The following is a 17,459-nucleotide window of genomic DNA, read 5'->3' on the forward strand; positions in this document are numbered from 1 at the left end:
TTGGTCTTTGGCAGGACAGGGCTGGGACTTCGGTGGAAGTCCGCTGGCGACAATAACTCGCTGATCGATGATCGATCAAAGGGTTGAGGGTCAAAACCTCTTGATCACGAGAAAGTCGGCACGGGGTGTCTTCGACGGTGGCACGGGGTGACGGGGCCCTTCGGGTGTTTGCGCAGGTGAGGCTTGTATGGCGCGTTCGAGCACGGGTGCTTCTGAGGTGTGGCGGCCGCGGCCCGGTGGGGCTTGATCGCGCAGTTCCCCGCGCCCCTGAAGGGGCGCGGGGAACTGCGCGAGAGGGGGGTCGGGGGGGGCGGAGCCACCCAGGACGGGGCGGGAAGGGGCGGCGGGGGCGGGAAAACCCGTGCCTACGCCCGCGGCGCGCACCCCAGCACATGCGCCTTCACCAGCTCCGCAATCCGCGGGTCGCGGCGACGGAACGCCGCCACCAGCTCCTCGTGCTCCTCCGCGTACGACTGCTGCACCGTCCCCAGCCACCGTATCGACAGCGCCGTGAACACCTCGATTCCCAGCCCCTCCCACGTGTGCAGCAGCACCGAGTTGCCCGCTGCCCGCACCAGCTCCCGGTGGAACGCCACCGTGTGCCGCACCTGCCCGGTCCCGTCCGACAGCCGGTCCGCCTCGTACAACGCGGCGACGTGCGGCTCCAGCGCGGAGCAGTCCTCCGCAAGCCGCCCCGCCGCCAGCTCCGCCGCGATCGCCTCCAGACCGGCCCGGACGGGGTAGCTCTCCTCCAGGTCGGCGGCCGTCAGATTCCGCACCCGCACGCCCTTGTTCGGCGCCGACTCGATCAGCCGCAGGGACTCCAGTTCGCGCAGCGCCTCCCGGACGGGCGTCTGGCTGACCTCCAGCTCCGTCGCGATCCGGCGCTCCACGATCCGCTCGCCCGGCTTCCATCGTCCGCTGATGATCCCTTCCAGGATGTGCTCGCGGATCTGTTCGCGCAGCGAGTGGACGACGGGCGCGGTCATGAGGGCTCCTTAGGAAGGGGCCCACAGGCCCCCGGGGGGCTTTGACGCTTAGACAATACGGCCGTCGGCCCGCGCCGGAGGGGCGCGCAGGGGCGCTTTCGCCCAGGTGAGACGAGACTTACACGCCGTCCTCGCTGCGCCAACCAGGTGTCTTTGTGTGATCATCCGACCGCTGATGCGTGTCGCGCGCTGCGGATGAGTCGTCCGTTCCCAGGATGATCCTGCGATTTTTCCCTCGGATCAGACGGGACTGGAACGACGATGATGCGAGCCACATGGCCCAGACCCTCGCGCCCGCGAGTCTCGGCCCGACGACACGGTCTGCGACTGGGCGGCGCGATGATCTTCGCCGTCGCACTGGTCGGCGTTTCGCCGGCCGGTGTCGCGGCGGCCCCCGGCCTCGGCGGGGACGGCCCCGACCCCGGCAAGTGCGGCTACGGCCACCACGACCCCTGCAAGGGCGAACCCGGCCCTCCCGGCCCTCCCGGGCCCCCCGGACCCGTCGGCCCCCCTGGACCTGCCGGACCCCCTGGACCCGCCGGCCCCGCCGGGCCGTGCGTGAGCATCGACAGCTACAACCGCGGCTCGCAGCAGTACACCGGAATCATCAACCCCGACAGTGACATCAGGGTCGGCACCCGGGACCTGCAGCCGAACCCGGGCACGTACACCTGGTCGAACCTGTCGGACAACCAGGACGCCCCGACCAACGCCTGCACCATCACGGTGACCGAGCAGGGGAACACCCTGAACGTCCAGGTGATCACCACCACCGGCGCGGTGGTCGAGACGTTCTGCAACGTCCCCGGCAACCAGCTCGTGTGCAACGACCCGTGGACCCCGGTCAGCCCGCAGCCGCCGGCGTGACCTCTGCCGTTCACCGCCGCGGGCCCACGCCCCCACACGCAGGTGCCCCCACCCGAGGACTCCGGGTGGGGGCACCTGCGTGTGCCTCGGCGGACGACGCCTACAGGCCGAGCTCGACCTCGAACTCGCCGGCCTCCAGGATCGCCTTGACCGCCGTCAGGTAACGGGCCGCGTCGGCACCGTCCACCAGGCGGTGGTCGTAGGAGAGGGTCAGGTAGGTCATGTCGCGGACGCCGATGACCGTGCCCTCCTCCGTCTCGATGACGGCCGGACGCTTCACCGTGGCGCCGATGCCGAGGATCGCGACCTGGCCCGGGGGAACGATGATCGTGTCGAACAGCGCGCCGCGCGAACCGGTGTTGCTGATGGTGAAGGTCGCGCCGGACAGCTCGTCCGGGGTGATCTTGTTGCCGCGGACCTTGCCCGCCAGCTCCGCCGTGGCCTTGGCGATGCCGGCCAGGTTGAGGTCACCGGCGTTCTTGATGACCGGGGTCATCAGGCCCTTCTCGGAGTCCACCGCGATACCGATGTTCTCGGTGTCGAAGTAGGTGATGGTCCCCTCGGCCTCGTTGATCTTGGCGTTGATCGGCGCGTGGGCCTTCAGCGCCTGGGCCGCGGCCTTGACGAAGAACGGCATCGGGGAGAGCTTGACGCCCTCACGGGCCGCGAACGCGTCCTTGGCGCGGGCGCGCAGCTTCATCAGCCGGGTGACGTCGACCTCGACCACCGAGGACAGCTGGGCCTGCTCGTGCAGGGCCTTGACCATGTTGTCGCCGATGACCTTGCGGATCCGCGGCATCTTCACGGTCTGGCCGCGCAGCGGGGAGGCCTCCAGGACGGGGGCCTTCTTCGCGGCGGGCGCGGCAGGGGCGGCGGCCGGAGCCGGAGCGGCGGCCTTCGCGGCCTCGGCGGCGGCGATGACGTCCTGCTTGCGGATGCGGCCGCCGACGCCGGTGCCCTTGACGGTGGACAGGTCGACGCCGTTCTCGGCGGCGAGCTTGCGCACCAGCGGGGTCACGTAGGCGCCCTCGTCCGTGGCCTGGGCGGCAGCCGGGGCCGGAGCCGCGGGAGCCTGCGGGGCCGGGGCCGGAGCGGGCGCCGGAGCGGCCTGCTGCGGGGCCGGAGCCGGAGCCGGGGCCGGGGCAGGAGCCGGAGCCGGGGTGGGCTCGGGCTGGGCCGGGGCGGGCGCCGGAGCCGGGGCGGGCGCGGGCTGCGCCGGGGCCTCGGGGGCGGCCGGGGCGGGCGCGGCGGCCGGAGCGGCGCCGGCCTCGCCGATGACGGCGAGCTTGGCGCCGACCTCGGCCGTCTCGTCCTCGCCGACCACGATCTCCAGCAGCGTGCCGGACGCGGGGGCGGGGATCTCGGTGTCGACCTTGTCCGTCGACACCTCAAGCAGCGGCTCGTCGGCCTCGACGGTGTCACCGACCGACTTCAGCCAGCGGGTGACGGTGCCCTCGGTGACGGACTCGCCGAGCGCGGGCAGGACCACGTCCGTGCCCTCGGCGGAACCGCCGCCGGCCGCGGCCTCGGCGCTGGGCGCCGGAGCCGGGGCGGGCTGCTCGGTGGACGGCTGGGCCTGCGGCTCCGGCGCGGGAGCCGGCGGGGCCGCCTGCTCGGCCGCGGGGGCCTCGGTGGCCGCGGGGGCGCCGCTGCCGTCGTCGATCAGGGCCAGCTCGGCGCCGACCTCGACGGTCTCGTCCTCGGCGACCTTGATGGAGGACAGCACGCCGGAGGCGGGTGCGGGAATCTCGGTGTCGACCTTGTCGGTGGAGACCTCGAGCAGCGGCTCGTCGGCCTCGACGCGCTCGCCCTCGGCCTTCAGCCAGCGGGTGACAGTGCCCTCGGTGACGCTCTCGCCGAGCGCCGGAAGGGTTACGGAAACCGCCATGGTTTCGGTTGCTCCTTAGAAGTGCGGAAGTCTGTGTCGTCGCGCCCGGTGACTGAGGGCGTCAGTCGTGCGCGTGGAGGGGCTTTCCGGCCAGGGCCAGGTGGGCCTCGCCGAGCGCCTCGCTCTGCGTCGGGTGGGCGTGGATCAGCTGGGCGACCTCGGCCGGCAGCGCCTCCCAGTTGTAGATCAGCTGGGCCTCGCCGACCTGCTCGCCCATGCGGTCGCCGACCATGTGGACGCCGACCACCGCACCGTCCTTGACCTGGACGAGCTTGATCTCGCCCGCGGTCTGGAGGATCTTGCTCCTGCCGTTGCCCGCCAGGTTGTACTTCAGGGCGACGACCTTGTCCGCACCGTAGATCTCCTTGGCCTTGGCCTCGGTGATGCCGACGGAGGCGACCTCGGGGTGGCAGTAGGTCACCCGGGGCACGCCGTCGTAGTCGATCGGGACGGTCTTCAGACCGGCCAGCCGCTCCGCCACCAGGATGCCCTCCGCGAAGCCCACGTGCGCGAGCTGGAGGGTCGGGACCAGGTCGCCGACGGCGGAGATGGTCGGAACGTTGGTGCGCATGTACTCGTCGACGAGGACGTAGCCGCGGTCCATGGCGACCCCGGCCTCCTCGTAGCCCAGGCCCTGGGAGACCGGGCCGCGGCCGATGGCGACGAGCAGGATCTCGGCCTCGAACTCCTTGCCGTCGGCGAGGGTGACCTTGACGCCGTCCTGGGTGTACTCCGCCTTCTGGAAGAAGGTGCCCAGGTTGAACTTGATGCCGCGCTTGCGGAACGCGCGCTCCAGGAGCTTGGAGGAGTTCTCGTCCTCCACCGGGACGAGGTGCTTCAGACCCTCGACGATCGTCACCTCGGTGCCGAACGACTTCCACGCGGAGGCGAACTCGACGCCGATGACGCCGCCGCCCAGGATGATCGCGGACTTCGGCACGCGGTCCAGGACGAGGGCGTGGTCGGAGGAGATGATCCGGTCGCCGTCGATGTTCAGGCCCGGCAGCGACTTCGGCACGGAACCGGTCGCGAGCAGGATGTGGCGGCCCTGGATGCGCTGACCGTTCACGTCCACGGAGGTCGGGGAGGACAGCCGGCCCTCACCCTCGATGTACGTCACCTTGCGGGAGGCGACGAGACCCTGCAGGCCCTTGTACAGACCGGAGATGACCCCGTCCTTGTACTTGTGGACGCCCGCGATGTCGATGCCCTCGAAGGTCGCCTTGACGCCGACCGCCTCGCTCTCGCGGGCCTGGTCGGCGACCTCGCCGGCGTGCAGCAGGGCTTTGGTGGGGATGCATCCTCGGTGCAGGCAGGTACCGCCGACCTTGTCCTTCTCGATCAGGGCGACGTCCAGGCCCAGCTGCGCCCCGCGCAGCGCCGCGGCGTAACCACCGCTGCCACCGCCGAGGATCACTAGGTCGAAAACGGTGCTGGCGTCGTTCGCCACGTCACGTCCTCCATGCATGTGCGCCACGCCGGTCTCCAGTGACCGGTCGGCGGCTGGTGTCCGGCCGCTCATTGTTCTCGGCCCTTAGGTGGGGCCCTGTCCTGCCGAGCCCTATCCTCGCACTTGTCGGGGCGGTACGAGACGCGGGGCCGTGGTGTGAGACGTCCCACTTCCGGTGACGGGGCCCGGGGCGTGCCGTTCTGACCACGCCGCACGAGCGGGGCACTGCGGCACGATCCGGACGACGGACCCTCGCCCTACCCGCGCGCGAGGACCCGTCGTCCGAGGAGGCGTCAGCTCAGGTCGCCGGCGGCGGCCCGCTCCGCGAGGCGGACCAGGGTGCGCACCGCCGAGCCCGTACCCCCCTTGGGCGTGTACCCGAAGGGACCGCTCTCGTTGAAGGCCGGGCCCGCGATGTCGAGGTGCGCCCAGGTGATGCCCTCGCCGACGAACTCGCGCAGGAACAGGCCGGCGACCAGCCCGCCGCCCATCCGCTCACCCATGTTGGCGATGTCGGCCGTGGCCGAGTCCATCCCCTTGCGCAGGTGCTCCGGCAGCGGCATCTGCCAGGCCGGCTCGCCGGCCTCCTCGGCGGCCTCGTGCACCGCGGAGCGGAACGCGTCGTCGTTCGCCATGATCCCGAACGTGCGGTTGCCCAGCGCCAGCACCATCGCGCCGGTCAGGGTCGCGACGTCCACGATCGCGTCCGGCTTCTCCTGCGAGGCGGCCCACAGCGCGTCCGCGAGGACGAGACGGCCCTCGGCGTCGGTGTTGAGCACCTCCACGGTCTTGCCGCTGAACATGCGCAGCACGTCGCCCGGGCGCGTCGCCGAGCCGGACGGCATGTTCTCGGCCAGCGCCAGCCAGCCGGTGACGTTGACCTCCAGGCCGAGGCGGGCGGCGGCGACGACCGCGGCGAACACGGCGGCGGCACCGCTCATGTCGCACTTCATCGTCTCGTTGTGGCCGGCCGGCTTCAGCGAGATGCCGCCCGAGTCGTAGGTGATGCCCTTGCCGACGAGGGCGAGGTGCTTCTTCGCCTTGGACGAGGTGTACGACAGCTTCACCAGACGCGGCCCGGACGCCGACCCGGCGCCGACGCCGAGGATGCCGCCGTAGCCGCCCTTGGTGAGGGCCTTCTCGTCGAGCACCTGCACCTTGATGCCGTGCTCCTTGGCCGCCGCCTGGGCGATGGCCGCGAACGCCTCCGGGTCGAGGTCGTTCGGCGGGGTGTTGATCAGGTCGCGGGCACGGTTGAGTTCCTCGGCGACGGCGGTGGCGCGCGCGACGGCGGCCTTGTACGCCTTGTCGCGGGGCTTGCCGCCCAGCAGCGCCGCCTCGGCGAGCGGGGCCTTGCCGTTCTTGCCGTTCCCGGCGGAGCCGCCGTTTTCCTTGTAGGCGTCGAAGGAGTACGCGCCGAGCAGCACGCCCTCCGCCACCGCGCCGGCGTCGGCCGCGTCCGCCAGGGGCAGCGCGAACGCGGCCTTCTTGGTGCCGGCGAGGGCGCGGGCGGCCACACCGGCCGCCTTGCGCAGCGCCTCGGCGTCGTAGCCGGAGTCCTTCTCGGGCTGGGCGCCGAGGCCCACCGCCACCACGAGCGGCGCCTTGAAGCCGGCCGGCGCGGGGAGCTTCGTCACCTCGCCCTCGGCACCGGACGCGCCGAGAGTCTCCAGGACGCCGGCGAGCCTGCCGTCGTACGCCTGGTCCACGGCCTCGGCGCCCGGTGCGACGACCGGGCCTGCGGGCTTGGCGGCAGAGCCCTTGGCGACACCGATGACGATCGCGTCGGCCCGCAGGCCGGGGACCGCGGCGGTGCTGAGAGTGAGAGCAGTCACGGTGGTGAAATCTCGCTTCCGATGTGAAGTTGCTGTGGCCGAAAGATGTGGGTCGACCGGGCCCGGCAGCCGACCCTAATGGCGCTGTGCGGGTGCGGTCCCGCCGGGGCCTTCCCCGGTGCGGCGAACACTCGGGACGAGACTACGCGCGTCTGTGTGTCCACTCGTTCCTGCGGGGGTGCACCTTCCGTTGACGTCCCGGCCATGTCCGGGGCCCCTCGGCGCACGGCCGGGCGGTCACGATCATCCTTGAAGTCCCTGAGCGGCGGCCACGCGCCGCCCGTCCCCCTGGAGGATGCCCGGTGCGACGACCGTCCCTGCTTGTCATGCTGCTCGCCCTGCTGCTGGCGGCCTGCACCACCGCGCCGGCGTCCGACGCGAAGGCGCCGCCCGGCGACCGCTGGCGGCCCCGGCCGGGCACGGCCTGGCAGTGGCAGCTCAGCGGGCGGCTCGACACCTCCGTCGACGTCCCGGTCTACGACATCGACGGCTTCGACCACTCCGCGGACACGGTCGCGAAGCTGCACCGCGACGGCCGCAAGGTCATCTGCTACCTCTCCACCGGCGCCTGGGAGGACTTCCGCCCGGACGCCGACGACTTCCCCAGGGCGGTGATCGGCCGGGGCAACGGCTGGGAGGGCGAGCGATGGCTCGACATCCGCCGGACCGACGTCCTGGAGCCGCTCATGGCACGGCGCCTCGACATGTGCCGGGACAAGGGCTTCGACGCGGTGGAGCCGGACAACATGGACGGCTACCGCAACCGCACCGGCTTCCCGCTCACCGCCGGCGACCAGCTGCGCTACAACCGCCTCGTGGCCCGGCTCGCCCACGAGCGGGGACTGTCCGTCGGGCTGAAGAACGACCTCGGCCAGATCCCGGAGCTGGTCGGCGACTTCGACTTCGCGGTCAACGAGCAGTGCGCCCAGTACGGCGAGTGCGACGCGCTGACCCCGTTCGTCGAGGCGGACAAGGCCGTCTTCCACGTCGAGTACGAGCTGCCCACCGGCCGCTTCTGCGCCGACTCCCGGCGCCTGAAGCTGAGTTCGCTGCTCAAGCGGTACGAACTGGATGCGTGGCGTCGGGCCTGCTGAGTCCGAGGCCGGTCACGGCGGTGCCCGCCACCCGGTCGGCGAGGGAGCGGCGCGCGGGACCCAGCACCGGCAGCGCGTTGAACAGGAAGAGGGCCACCGCGACCGCCCACACCAGGACCGACAGCGCGACCTGGCCCTCCACCAGCAGGACGCAGGCCACGGCGTACACGGCGACGTCCGTGGCCGTGGTCACCGCCGCCCTGAGCGCCGCCCGGCCGGGCATCCGCGGGGTGACCTTCAGTCCGGTCAGCGCCTTGCCGACCGTGCGCCCCGCGAGGGCGAGGCACACCCACTGGTAGAGGAACGTCGCGACGATCAGCAGCCCGAAGGCCTGCTCGACGTAGAGCACCGACTTGTTCCACAGGGACAGGCCGAGGCCCTCGGAGGCGTCGACCACGTCGCCGCGCGAGGTCAGCAGGTCGAAGCCGCCGCGGGCGGCGAGTTCGGGCACGTCGGTGACGAGCGCGGATATCCGCTGGAAGGTGAGCACCGCGAGCGCCGAGGCCAGCGCCACGACCAGCGCGAAGTCGACGAGCCAGGCCAAGGCACGACGGAATTTCGGCATCAACGTCCCCCGTTCTGTGGTGATTCCGGCGGTCACGCTAGCCGCGGGGACCGGGGGACCGCAGAGGATCGGGAAGACCGTTTCAACCCAGTGACATGACGACGAGCGCGGTCGTCGCCGCGGTCTCCGCGAGCCCGCCGAACACGTCGCCGGTGACCCCGCCGAACCGGCGGACGCAGTGCCGCAGCAGGAGTTCACCGGCGGCGACGGCCAGGACGACCGCGGCGACGGCCCGGACGATGTCGTACGCCCCCGTGAACGCGCCCCCGGCCGCGGCGGCCCCGGCCACCGCGAGCGCGACCGGTACCGCGCCCGCCGGCGGCACCACTCCCGCGACCGCCGCGCCCAGCCCCTCCGGCCGCGCCGGCGGCACACCCACCCTGGCCGCCAGGGTGAGGGCCAGCCGGGCCACGACCGCCGACACCACGGCCGCCAGCGCCCCGCGCGCCCAGGAGTCCCCGTACGCCTGCGCCAGCGCGGCCGCCTGGGCCAGCAGGACCAGGAGCAGCGTGATCACCCCGAACGGGCCGATGTCCGACTGCTTCATGATCCGCAGGGCGTCCTCGGCGGGCTTGCCGCTGCCGAGCCCGTCGGCGGTGTCGGCCAGCCCGTCGAGATGCAGGCCCCGGGTCAGGGCGGCCGGTACGGCGACGGTGGCGACGGCGGCGAGCGGCGCGCCCGCGCCGAGGACCAGCAACAGACATCCCGCGGCGGCGGCCGCGACACCGACCGCGAGCCCGGCCAGCGGGGCGCACAGCATTCCCGCGCGGGCGGCCGGCCGGTCCCAGCGGGTGACCCGGACCGGGAGCACGGTGAGCGTGCCGAAGGCGAAGCGCAGGCCGTCGGCGGGGGAGGCGGAGGGGGCGGGCACCGGCGCAGATTACCCCTCGGTCAGCAAGGGGCTCACGGCCGCCATGGATAAAGTGCCCATATGGGACATTGGCTGGACCGGAACATCATCGAGCCCGGCAAGCTGCCGCTGCTCCTCGCACTGACCGCCTTCGTCCTCACGTTCGTGATCACCCGGGTCATCACACGTCTGATCCGGGCCGGCAAGGGCCCGTTCGGCAACGTCACGGCCGGCGCGGTGCACATCCACCACGTGGTGCCCGGCGTCATTCTCACCGTCATCGGCGGCTTCGGCGCGGTGGCGGGCGGCCGGCACGGCTTCGGCTCGGCGCTCAGCGCGGTGCTGTTCGGTATGGGCACGGGGCTGGTCCTGGACGAGTTCGCGCTCATCCTGCATCTCGACGACGTGTACTGGACCGAGGCGGGCCGCAAGAGCGTGGAGATGGTCGTCCTCACCGCCGCCCTGGTCGGCCTGCTGCTGGCCGGCTTCACGCCGTTCGGCGTCAACGACCTGTCCGAGGACGAGCTCCAGAACCGTGCGGGCGTCGTCGGGACCGTCGGGGTGAACTTCCTCTTCGCGCTGATCGCGCTGAGCAAGGGCAAGGCGCGGCTCGCGGTCTTCGGGGTGGTCATCCCGCTCGTGGCGCTGATCGGCGCGGTGCGGCTGGCGCGGCCGGGGTCCCTGTGGGCCCGGCGCTTCTACCGGCGCCGCCCCCGCGCCCGTGCCCGGGCCATCCTGCGGTCCTACCGTCACGACCGCCGCTGGTCCGGCCCCCGCCGCGCGGTGGAGGACTGGCTCGGCGGCAAACCGGACCCACCCCGCCCTTTGGAACGCGGCTGACCCGCGCCCCTTGAGGGGCGCGGGGAACTGCGCGATCAACCCCCACCCACCCGCGCGTTCGGGGTCAACGGGGCAGCGCCCCTTGAGGACGGGACGGGACGGGGCGGCGGGGGCGAAGAAAGCCTTCGAGCCCCGCCTCCCCAGGGCTCACGCCTCTTCCGCGCCGGTCTCCGCCTCCGCCGCCTCCGCGTGCAGGCTCATCGGCCCGTAGATCTCCGTCGTGTCCTCCAGCAGCCGCACCTGGTCGGCCCCACCCTCCGCGAGGGCTTTCCAGTTCTCCCCGATCCAGGACTCGGCGTCCCCCTGTGTGGAGAACTCCTCCGGCGGCACCGCGGGCTCGACCTGCGTCCCGTCGGCCTTCTCGAACCGCCACGTCCATGCCGCCATGTACGCCTCCCATGGGTCTGAGCACACTGCACGACAGAAGCCGGATCTTGGTCCGGCTCCTGACCAAGAGCGTAGTCGGACGCGCATCGGCTGTGGGCGCAGGTGAGAATCGGGGCGTGGAACTGACTCTGCTCGGCACCGGTGCCCCCGAGGGGCTCCCCCGCCCCGACTGTCCCTGCGCCGCGTGCGCCTCCGCGCTCGGTACGGACGCGCGGGCGGCCACCTCCCTGCTCGTGGACGGGGCGCTGCTGCTCGACCTGACGCCGGGCGCGGCGTTCGCGGCGGCCCGCGCGGGGCGTTCGCTGGCCGGCGTGCGCCAGGTGCTGCTGTCGCACCCGCACGACGGCCCCGCGGTCGAGGTGCCGGCCGGGCTGCCGCAGCCGGGACGGGTGCCGGACGGGCGGGAGTTGGCGCTGCTGACCGGCCATCGGGTGCGGGCGGTGGCGCTGGACTCGCCCGGCACCGGCTACGCCGTGACCGGCCCGGACGGGCAGCGCCTGCTGTACCTGCCGCCGGGCGGGGCGCCGGCCGGTCTCGAGGAGCCGGCCGAGTCGTACGCGATGGTGCTGCTGGACCTCGTGGGGCGCCCGGACGCCCTGGCGCGGCTGCGGGAGGTGGGCGCGGTGGGCCCGACCACGGACGTCGTCGCCGTTCATCTGGACCACGACGTGCCGCCGGGCGCCGAGCTGCGGCGACGGCTCGCGGCGGCCGGGGCGCGCGCCGTGCCGGACGGGACCACGCTGGAGGTGGGCGCCTACGAGGACGTGCCCGACGTGCCCCGCCGGACCCTGGTGCTGGGCGGGGCGCGCTCGGGCAAGTCGGTGGAGGCCGAGCGGCGGCTGGAGTCGTTCCCGGAGGTGCTGTACGTGGCGACCGGCGGGTCGCGCAACGGGGACACCGAGTGGGCGGCGCGGGTGACGGTGCATCAGGAGCGGCGGCCGGGGTCGTGGCGGACCGTGGAGACCTGCGATCTGGTGCCGCTGCTCAAGGACGACGGGCCGCCGCTGCTGATCGACTGCCTGTCGTTGTGGCTGACGGACGCGATGGACTCCGTGGGGGCGTGGGACGACGCCGAGTGGGCGGACGGCGGGGAGCGGGCGCTCCGCGAGCGGGTGCGGGCGCTGACGGAGGCGGTGCGCGACACCCGGCGGACGGTGGTCGCCGTGTCCAACGAGGTGGGCTCGGGCATCGTGCCCGCCACCGCGTCCGGCCGCCGGTACCGGGACGAACTGGGGCGGCTGAACACGGCGTTCGCTCAGGAGTGCGAACAGGTGCTGCTGGTGGTGGCGGGGCAGGCGGTCGTCCTGCGGGGGTGATGCGGCCCGGAGATCAGCGCCTGGGCGGCGTCGGCGGCTTCCGCGCGATGATCCGGTAGGCGTTGGCGAAGGGGGTGTGGCGCACCAGGGGCGCCAGCGCCAGGTCGGTCACCGCCGCGGCGATCACCAGCGGGGTGCCCGCGCGGAGCAGCACCGTGCGCAGGTGCCGCTGGAACGGGGTCGGCGGGATGGCACGCCAGGGGGTGTCCGGGGCGGGCAGCGTGTGGGAGAGGGCGAGGGCGATCAGCCCGGCCAGGTCGTGCGGTACGTGTGCGGCACGGTGCCCGTCCGTGACGAGCGTGCAGCCGCGCTTCTCGAGCTCCGCGCGGAGGTTGTGGCGGGGCAGAAGGTGGAGCCGGCGGGGCTGGTCGTAGGGCAGCCACCAGCGGCCGAACAGGGCGGCGAAGGCGCTCCGCGGGTCCAGGGTCTCGATGAGCAGATGGCCGCCGGGGCGCAGTGCGTCGAGCGCCGCGTGGAGCTCCGCCCGGGGGTCCGTGGTGTGCTCCAGGTGGTGCAGCAGGCTGACCACGTCGTAGCGTCCGGCCAGCCGGGCCAGGACCTTGGGGTCGGTCAGCGGCCCGATGTGCGCCTCCTCGACGCGGCCGAGCGTACGGGCCTTCTCGACGCGCGCGGTGAGGTCGGTGCCGTCGAAGGCGGTGTACGGGAAGAACTCCCGCGCGGTCTGCGGGAAGCGGGCGAGCCCGGTGCCGACGTCCAGCCAGCTCTCCGGTTCGCCGAAGGGGAGCATCGCGCGGGCGGCGGCGCGACGGCGGTGCCGTACGGCGTGCAGGGCGAGGACGCGTTCGGTGGCGGGGTCGCGGGGCGCGCCGCGCACGGCCCGCCGGTAGAAGGCGAGCCCCTCGGCGGTGAGGCGGGGGTTCTGGAAGGTGTGGCCGCAGTCCCGGCACTCGTCGACGGTGAACAGTCCGGGCCGGTGCCGGCGCAGGTCACCGGTTCTCAGCCGGTTGCGCAGCCGCGCGGAGCCGCACCAGGGGCAGTCCGCGCGGCGGGGCTCGTGCACCCGCGCGGAGCCGTGAGGGGCGGGAATCGCGGCGTCTGGGGTGGGTGCGGACATGGGCGGCTCCCGGCGTGAGGACGTACGGCGCGGACGATGTCCGGCAATCCGAGCAAAACGTTACGTATGGGAGCGCCTTTGGGGGTGGAGCGGCGCCGGGGTGGCGTGGTGGGGGTGAGGCCGCGTGCGCGGGGCTGACCGGTGGGACGTGGTGTTCGATCAGGGCCGGTACTGTTCGGCGAATGAGCTCGCTTGATATCGACGACTTCACCGATCTGATCGAGCGTCCGGACGGCGGGGTGCGCCGTGACGCGGAGGCGCGCCGGGAGCGCCAGGTCGTGCCGCCCGGATCACTGGGCCGCCTCGACGACCTGGGCGAGTGGCTGGCGGCGGCGCAGTCGGCGGTGCCGGTGCGGCCGATCGAACGGCCGCGGGTGGTGCTGTTCGCCGGCGATCACGGGATCGCCGAGCTGGGTGTCTCCGCGCGGGCCGCGGGCAGCGCCGCGGAACTGGTGCGGGAGGTCCTGGACGGCGGCCGTCCGGTGTCCGTGCTGGCACGGCGGCTGGGCGTGCCGGTGCGGGTGGTCGACATGGCCCTGGACTGCGATCCCGCGTCACTGCCCGAGGACGTCGTACGGCACCGGGTGCGGCGGGGCAGCGGGCGCATCGACATCGAGGACGCGCTGAGCGCGGAGGAGGCCGAGGCGGCGTTCCGTGCGGGGATGGCCGTCGCGGACGAGGAGGCCGACTCCGGTACGGATCTGGTGGTGCTCGGCGACGTGAGCGTGGGCGGCACCACGGCGGCGGGTGTGCTGGTGGCGGCGCTGTGCGGCACGGACGCGTCGGTGGTGACCGGGCGCGGAGGGCTGGCGATCGACGACCTGGCGTGGATGCGCAAGTGTGCGGCGATCCGTGACGCGCTGCGGCGGGCGCGGCCGGTGCTGGGCGACCAGTTGCACCTGCTGGCGACGGTCGGCGGGGCCGACCTGACCGCGATCACGGGGTTCCTGCTGCAGTCCGCGGTGCGGAAGATGCCGGTCCTGCTGGACGGGGTGGTGTCGGCGGCGTGCGCGCTGGTGGCGCAGCGGGTGGCGTTCCGGTCGCCGGACTGGTGGCTGGCGGCGCAGTCGAGCGGGGAGCCGGGGCAGGCGAAGGCGCTGGACCGGATGGCGCTGGAGCCCCTGCTGGCGCAAGGGGTGACCGTCGGGGAGGGGACGGGGGCGCTGCTCGCTCTGCCGCTGGTGCAGGCGGCGGCGGCGCTGGCGGCGGAGCTGCCGGAGGAGCCGGTGAAGTCCGACTGACACCGGGGCGGGTCTCCGCCCCCGGACCCCCTTTGCGCCCACGCGGCGGAGCCGCATGTCGATACAGCCCCGCGCCCCTCAAGGGGCGCGGGGAACTGCGCGAGCAACCCCCACCCGCCCGGGCGTTCGGGGTCAAAGGGGCAGCGCCCCTCGAGGACGGGACGGGAAGGGGCGGCGGGGGCGAGAAAAAAGGGTCTGTCGTCCGGGGCTGAGGGCTCAGCCCCGGACCCCGCACAAGTGCAGCAGCGAGGCGACGCCCCGATACGGATCCGTCCGCCCCGCCCGGTCCTCGACCGAGAGCAGCGCGTCCAGGTCGGACGGAGGAACCGCCTCGTCCGCCACCGTGTCCGCGAAGACCCGCACGCCGTACCAGGTGTGCAGCGGCGCCCCGATCCCCGCGAGCGTCGACGTCAGCCTCTTCAGCCCGTACGTCGCCGTCGCCGTGCAGAAACCCGCCAGCGCCCCGGCCCAGTCGCCGGAAAGACCCGCCCGCATCGCCGGCGCGTCGCCGTTGCGCACCAGCAGGGACAGCAGCCCGCCGGGCGCCAGCATCCGGGCCACCCCGGCCAGCAACGCGTCCGGCTCCTCGACCTGCATGAGCACGCCATGACACAGCACCACGTCGAAGCTGCCCGGCAGGAAGTGCACACCGGTGTCCCCGGCCTGCCCCTCGATGATCCGCATCCGTTCCCGGATGCCCTCCGGTTCCCCGGCGAGGGTCTCCCGCGCGGTGGCGATCATCGCCGCGTCGTGTTCGACACCGGTCACCTGGTGACCGGCCCGGGCCAGCCGGAGCGCCTGCGCGCCCCGGCCCATGCCCACGTCGAGCACCCGCAGCCGTCGTCCGACCGGGAAGCGCCCGACTATCTGCTCCTCCAGCTGGCGGGCCACCAGCTCCTGCCGCACGACGTCGCGCAGACCGCCGGGCCCGCCCAGCCGGTCCGGTGCCGCGCCGTCGGCGAACGGCGTGGTGCTCAGGGCCGCTCCCCGCGCTTGACCTGGGGCTTGGGCAGCCGCAGCCGGCGCATCTGGAGCGAGCGCATCAGGGCGTAGGCCACGGCGCCGCGCCGGTTGTCGTCGGGGAAGCGCTCGGCCAGCTGCTTCTTCAGCCGGAAGCCGGTCACGACCGAGTCGAGCACGATCATCACGATGACCACCAGCCACAGCAGCAGCGCGACGTTCTGCAGCTGGGGCACCTGGACCATGCTCAGCACCAGGATGACCACGGCCATCGGCAGGAAGTACTCCGCGATGTTGAACCGCGAGTCCACGAAGCCACGCGCGAACCGGCGCACGGGCCCCTTGTCACGGGCGGGCAGATAGCGCTCGTCGCCGCTGGCCAGCGCCTGGCGCTGACGCTCCAGCGCGGCACGGCGCTCCTCGCGCTGGCGCTTGGCGGCCTCCTTGCGCGTCATCGACGTGTTGGCCACGCTGCGACGCTGCGACTGGGCCACGCTGCGCTTGGGCGTGGGGCGGCCCTTCGGGGCCTCCGGGTGACGGGGCTGCTTGGAGTCGGTCACCGTCGCCTTGTCGGCGACCGATGCCTTCTCTTCCTTGGCACGGCTACGGAACACAAAACCCAAGGGTACGGGGTGCCCGGGGTTGGACCCCAGCCCCGTGGGGAACGATCCGGCAACACCGGACGTCTCCAAAAGGACAGAGGGGACGTAGTGGGGGTCTCCGGGACGTCCGCCCGGCGGGCCCCGGGAACCACCTACTCCTCACGCCGGAGCAGGAGAGCAGACAGTCGTCCTTGGGGATGAGCGCATCCGTCCCCGAACAGTGCGGTAATGGATGCAGGGCCCGTACTGTGGGTTCTGTTGCAGTCGCTGGAGCTGGAGTCCGTCAGAAGGGGGCGCGCGAAGCCCATGAGCGGTGTCATGAAGCGTATGGGGATGATCTTCCGCGCGAAGGCGAACAAGGCCCTTGACCGGGCCGAGGACCCGCGCGAAACCCTCGATTACTCGTACCAGAAGCAGCTGGAGCTGCTCCAGAAGGTCCGCCGCGGCGTCGCCGACGTGGCGACCTCGCGCAAGCGGCTGGAGCTCCAGCTCAACCAGCTCCAGTCCCAGTCGGGCAAGCTGGAGGACCAGGGCCGCAAGGCGCTCGCGCTCGGCCGTGAGGATCTGGCGCGCGAGGCGCTCTCCCGCCGCGCCGCGCTCCAGCAGCAGGTGACGGACCTGGAGACCCAGCACGCCACGCTCCAGGGCGAGGAGGAGAAGCTCACCCTCGCCGCCCAGCGCCTCCAGGCCAAGGTGGACGCCTTCCGCACCAAGAAGGAGACCATCAAGGCCACGTACACCGCCGCCCAGGCACAGACCCGGATCGGCGAGGCCTTCTCCGGCATCTCCGAGGAGATGGGCGACGTCGGGCTGGCCATCCAGCGGGCCGAGGACAAGACCGCCCAGCTCCAGGCGCGGGCCGGCGCGATCGACGAGCTGCTCGCCTCCGGCGCCCTGGACGACCAGTCCGGGATGCACAAGGACGACATCCAGGCCGAGCTGGACCGGCTCTCCGGTGGTACTGATGTAGAGCTGGAACTGCAGCGGATGAAGGCCGAGCTGGCCGGAGGCGGTACCGGTGACCGACAGGCCATCGAGGGCGGCGACGCGACGCAGCAGCCCCAGCAGCAGCCGCAGGACACCCCGCGCTTCGACAAGCAGTAGCCCACGCCGAGGAGGGCGTCATGATCGTACGGGTCATGGGGGAGGGGCAGGTGACGCTGGCCGAGAGCCGGCTCGCCGAGCTGAACAAGCTGGACGAGGAACTGCTCGCCGAGATGGAGAACGGCGACGGGCCCGGCTTCCGCGCCACCCTGAAGGCGCTGCTGGCCAAGGTCCACGAACTCGGCGAGCCGCTGCCGGACGACGCCCTGGAGCCCTCCGACCTGATCCTGCCGTCTCCCGACGCGACGCTCGAGGAGGTCCAGGAGCTCCTGAGCGACGACGGACTCATCCCCGGAGCGTCCTAGTGTCCTGAGTCAGGAATTCGGTTCAGATATCCGGCGAGGCGTTCGAGGATGTCGTCCGCGGTCTTCGTCCAGACGAAGGGTTTCGGGTCTT

Annotated in this window: 17 protein-coding genes; 7 read left to right on the forward strand and 10 right to left on the reverse strand. The window is 72.8% G+C overall.

The window, feature by feature from the left end:
* Positions 1-365: 365 nt before the first annotated feature.
* Positions 366-989: a GntR family transcriptional regulator gene (locus tag ACZ44S_RS02455; protein WP_466923566.1), complete on the reverse strand. Its 624-nt coding sequence runs from the start codon at positions 987-989 to the stop codon at positions 366-368.
* Between the two features lie 558 nt (positions 990-1,547).
* Here ACZ44S_RS02455 and ACZ44S_RS02460 point away from each other — a divergent pair.
* On the forward strand, positions 1,548-1,856 hold the full coding sequence (locus ACZ44S_RS02460) for a hypothetical protein (protein WP_466923568.1): 309 nt from the start codon (positions 1,548-1,550) through the stop codon (positions 1,854-1,856).
* A 100-nt stretch (positions 1,857-1,956) separates the two neighbouring features.
* On the opposite strand, the gene sucB is transcribed toward ACZ44S_RS02460, so the two are convergent.
* The 3 genes from sucB to ACZ44S_RS02475 form a co-directional block, all read right to left on the reverse strand.
* The gene (gene sucB, locus ACZ44S_RS02465; protein ID WP_466923570.1) at positions 1,957-3,744 is read right to left on the reverse strand and encodes a 2-oxoglutarate dehydrogenase, E2 component, dihydrolipoamide succinyltransferase; all 1,788 of its coding nucleotides are present in this window, start codon (positions 3,742-3,744) and stop codon (positions 1,957-1,959) included.
* 61 nt (positions 3,745-3,805) lie between these two features.
* Entirely contained in the window at positions 3,806-5,194 is a 1,389-nt protein-coding gene (gene lpdA / locus ACZ44S_RS02470) for a dihydrolipoyl dehydrogenase (RefSeq protein WP_466923572.1), read from the reverse strand.
* A 293-nt stretch (positions 5,195-5,487) separates the two neighbouring features.
* Positions 5,488-7,029 (reverse strand): leucyl aminopeptidase, encoded by a 1,542-nt coding sequence (locus ACZ44S_RS02475; protein WP_466923574.1) that lies wholly within the window; start codon positions 7,027-7,029, stop codon positions 5,488-5,490.
* A gap of 326 nt (positions 7,030-7,355) precedes the next feature.
* On the opposite strand from ACZ44S_RS02475, the gene ACZ44S_RS02480 reads away from it, so the two are divergent.
* Positions 7,356-8,123: an endo alpha-1,4 polygalactosaminidase gene (locus tag ACZ44S_RS02480; RefSeq protein ID WP_466923662.1), complete on the forward strand. Its 768-nt coding sequence runs from the start codon at positions 7,356-7,358 to the stop codon at positions 8,121-8,123.
* Here the strand turns inward: ACZ44S_RS02480 and ACZ44S_RS02485 are convergent.
* Both ACZ44S_RS02485 and ACZ44S_RS02490 read right to left on the reverse strand, forming a co-directional pair.
* Positions 8,083-8,667 carry an RDD family protein gene (locus tag ACZ44S_RS02485; protein ID WP_466923577.1) on the reverse strand — a complete coding sequence of 195 codons (585 nt, stop codon included), beginning with the start codon at positions 8,665-8,667 and terminating at the stop codon, positions 8,083-8,085. The genes ACZ44S_RS02480 and ACZ44S_RS02485 overlap by 41 nt on opposite strands.
* 103 nt (positions 8,668-8,770) lie before the next feature.
* Entirely contained in the window at positions 8,771-9,559 is a 789-nt protein-coding gene (locus ACZ44S_RS02490) for an adenosylcobinamide-GDP ribazoletransferase (protein WP_466923580.1), read from the reverse strand.
* Positions 9,560-9,619: 60 nt separating this feature from the next.
* Here ACZ44S_RS02490 and ACZ44S_RS02495 point away from each other — a divergent pair, with 60 nt between their 5' ends.
* Positions 9,620-10,378 (forward strand): hypothetical protein, encoded by a 759-nt coding sequence (locus tag ACZ44S_RS02495; RefSeq protein WP_466923582.1) that lies wholly within the window; start codon positions 9,620-9,622, stop codon positions 10,376-10,378.
* A gap of 147 nt (positions 10,379-10,525) precedes the next feature.
* Here the strand turns inward: ACZ44S_RS02495 and ACZ44S_RS02500 are convergent, their stop codons facing one another.
* Positions 10,526-10,765 carry a hypothetical protein gene (locus ACZ44S_RS02500; RefSeq protein ID WP_466923585.1) on the reverse strand — a complete coding sequence of 80 codons (240 nt, stop codon included), beginning with the start codon at positions 10,763-10,765 and terminating at the stop codon, positions 10,526-10,528.
* 116 nt (positions 10,766-10,881) lie between these two features.
* On the opposite strand from ACZ44S_RS02500, the gene ACZ44S_RS02505 reads away from it, so the two are divergent.
* A complete protein-coding gene (locus ACZ44S_RS02505; RefSeq protein WP_466923587.1) occupies positions 10,882-12,081 on the forward strand; it encodes a bifunctional adenosylcobinamide kinase/adenosylcobinamide-phosphate guanylyltransferase in 1,200 nt (399 codons plus the stop codon).
* 13 nt (positions 12,082-12,094) lie between these two features.
* Here the strand turns inward: ACZ44S_RS02505 and ACZ44S_RS02510 are convergent, their stop codons facing one another.
* On the reverse strand, positions 12,095-13,156 hold the full coding sequence (locus ACZ44S_RS02510; protein ID WP_466923590.1) for a class I SAM-dependent methyltransferase: 1,062 nt from the start codon (positions 13,154-13,156) through the stop codon (positions 12,095-12,097).
* A gap of 182 nt (positions 13,157-13,338) precedes the next feature.
* Between ACZ44S_RS02510 and cobT the strand changes: the two genes are divergently transcribed.
* Positions 13,339-14,397: a nicotinate-nucleotide--dimethylbenzimidazole phosphoribosyltransferase gene (gene cobT / locus ACZ44S_RS02515; protein WP_466923593.1), complete on the forward strand. Its 1,059-nt coding sequence runs from the start codon at positions 13,339-13,341 to the stop codon at positions 14,395-14,397.
* 216 nt (positions 14,398-14,613) lie between these two features.
* Here the strand turns inward: cobT and ACZ44S_RS02520 are convergent, their stop codons facing one another.
* Both ACZ44S_RS02520 and ACZ44S_RS02525 read right to left on the reverse strand, forming a co-directional pair.
* Complete coding sequence (locus ACZ44S_RS02520) at positions 14,614-15,288, reverse strand: methyltransferase domain-containing protein (RefSeq protein ID WP_466923596.1); 675 nt, start codon at positions 15,286-15,288, stop codon at positions 14,614-14,616.
* An 83-nt stretch (positions 15,289-15,371) separates the two neighbouring features.
* Positions 15,372-16,049: a DUF3043 domain-containing protein gene (locus ACZ44S_RS02525; protein WP_466923599.1), complete on the reverse strand. Its 678-nt coding sequence runs from the start codon at positions 16,047-16,049 to the stop codon at positions 15,372-15,374.
* 228 nt (positions 16,050-16,277) lie between these two features.
* On the opposite strand from ACZ44S_RS02525, the gene ACZ44S_RS02530 reads away from it, so the two are divergent.
* Together ACZ44S_RS02530 and pspAA are read left to right on the forward strand one after the other, a co-directional pair.
* Positions 16,278-17,063, forward strand: coding sequence for a PspA/IM30 family protein (locus ACZ44S_RS02530; RefSeq protein WP_268249018.1), 786 nt, complete (start codon positions 16,278-16,280; stop codon positions 17,061-17,063).
* 20 nt (positions 17,064-17,083) lie between these two features.
* Positions 17,084-17,368, forward strand: coding sequence for a PspA-associated protein PspAA (gene pspAA, locus ACZ44S_RS02535; RefSeq protein WP_466923603.1), 285 nt, complete (start codon positions 17,084-17,086; stop codon positions 17,366-17,368).
* Positions 17,369-17,459 lie beyond the last annotated feature (91 nt).

It is taken from the genome of Streptomyces malachitofuscus (assembly GCF_055571035.1).

Coding starts and splice junctions, on each gene's coding strand:
- ACZ44S_RS02495 (WP_466923582.1), top strand. CDS start 9,620: ATGGGACATTGGCTGGACCGGAACATCATCGAGCCCGGCAAGCTGCCG.
- ACZ44S_RS02510 (WP_466923590.1), bottom strand. CDS start 13,156: ATGTCCGCACCCACCCCAGACGCCGCGATTCCCGCCCCTCACGGCTCC.
- cobT (WP_466923593.1), top strand. CDS start 13,339: ATGAGCTCGCTTGATATCGACGACTTCACCGATCTGATCGAGCGTCCG.
- ACZ44S_RS02455 (WP_466923566.1), bottom strand. CDS start 989: ATGACCGCGCCCGTCGTCCACTCGCTGCGCGAACAGATCCGCGAGCAC.
- ACZ44S_RS02530 (WP_268249018.1), top strand. CDS start 16,278: ATGAAGCGTATGGGGATGATCTTCCGCGCGAAGGCGAACAAGGCCCTT.
- ACZ44S_RS02500 (WP_466923585.1), bottom strand. CDS start 10,765: ATGGCGGCATGGACGTGGCGGTTCGAGAAGGCCGACGGGACGCAGGTC.
- sucB (WP_466923570.1), bottom strand. CDS start 3,744: ATGGCGGTTTCCGTAACCCTTCCGGCGCTCGGCGAGAGCGTCACCGAG.
- pspAA (WP_466923603.1), top strand. CDS start 17,084: ATGATCGTACGGGTCATGGGGGAGGGGCAGGTGACGCTGGCCGAGAGC.
- ACZ44S_RS02480 (WP_466923662.1), top strand. CDS start 7,356: ATGCTGCTCGCCCTGCTGCTGGCGGCCTGCACCACCGCGCCGGCGTCC.